This is a genomic window from Pedobacter paludis, assembly GCF_003173575.1.
Classification (GTDB): domain Bacteria; phylum Bacteroidota; class Bacteroidia; order Sphingobacteriales; family Sphingobacteriaceae; genus Pedobacter; species Pedobacter paludis.
On sequence record NZ_QGNY01000015.1, the window covers coordinates 1 to 1,384 of the forward strand.

Here is a 1,384-nt window from a genome sequence, read left to right on the forward strand (position 1 = left end):
TGTCTAGTCCTGAAATAGCGATACAAAAAAGAATCGTTATGAGAAGCATTATCAAATCGGGTTACCAAAAGCGTACCCAAAAAGACTATTCGTTATCCTTTAAACATCAGATCGTTTTCGAGATTGAACAGGGTGAATTATCCACAACTGGTGCTTTAAAGAAATATGGCATCCAGTCTCGTTCCACCATAATAGGGTGGTTGCGAAAATATGGTAACTTTGATTGGGAGAATCAAACCCCATCTCATATGCCTAAGACACCCGAACAGAAAATACTGGAGTTGGAAGCCAAAGTCAAACTTCTGGAGAAACAAAATGCTTTTCTAGCTGCCCAGAATACAAAGGCAGATAAAAAGGCTATTATTTTCGATATGATGATCGATATTGCAGAGAAAGAATATAATATCGAAATCCGAAAAAACTCCTCACCCGAACAGTTGAACAATACCAAAAAACCTACAAAGAAAGCTTAACGGCTACCTGTGGATTGTTCGGGGTTAGTAGACAGGTCTATTATCGAAGTAAGAAGAGACGGGTTAAAAAACAGGATTTATCGGCAAGGGTTATTGAACTGGTAGTCAATTTGCGTATGAAAATGCCGCGTGTTGGAACTAGAAAACTTTATCACATGCTAAAAGAATCCCTTAAGTCCTTGTCGGTAGGAAGGGATAAGCTTTTTCGGATAATGAAAGCGAATCATTTGTTAATCAAGCCTAAGCGAAGTTATCATATTACAACAGACTCACACCACAGGTTTCGCAAACACAGAGACCTGACCATTGATATGAAAGTTAATAGACCCGAACAACTCTGGGTTTCTGACATTACCTATCTCGGTAACCGGAAAAACCCTTGCTATTTGGCTCTGGTTACAGATGCATATTCAAAAAAGATAGTTGGTTATGATGTTTCAGACAGCTTAGCCATGGAGGGAAGCGTAAGGGCTTTGAAAATGGCGATCTCAAAAAGGGCATATAAAAAGGACATGTTGATTCACCACTCGGACAGGGGCTTGCAGTATTGCTGCGACGAATACCAGGGGGTACTAATTAAAAATAGCATTAGGTGTAGTATGACAGAAAGTTACGATCCGTACAGGAATGCTGTAGCAGAGCGAGTAAATGGGATTTTAAAGCAAGAGTTCATTCTTGTAAGAGAAGGAATCCAAATTTCAGAAATGAAGAAAATAGTTTCTGAAAGCGTTAATATTTATAATAATATTAGGCCACACCATGCATGTTTTATGAATACACCAAAGTATATGCACAGGCAGAGTAAAATTAAAATCAGGACCTATAAACGAAAAAATAGCAGCCAGAATGAACTAACTGCTATTTAAATTGTAATTTTTATTAATCCTGTATCGCTATTTCAGGACTAGTCA

The 1,384-nt window shown here is 38.1% G+C and carries 2 protein-coding genes; both read left to right on the forward strand.

What is annotated here, in order from left to right; genetic code table 11:
• The coding region (locus tag DF947_RS22560) for a transposase (protein WP_317046780.1) at positions 1-473 on the forward strand (473 nt) is incomplete at its 5' end.
• A gap of 14 nt (positions 474-487) precedes the next feature.
• Positions 488-1,339, forward strand: coding sequence for an IS3 family transposase (locus tag DF947_RS22040; protein WP_240615442.1), 852 nt, complete (start codon positions 488-490; stop codon positions 1,337-1,339).
• Positions 1,340-1,384 lie beyond the last annotated feature (45 nt).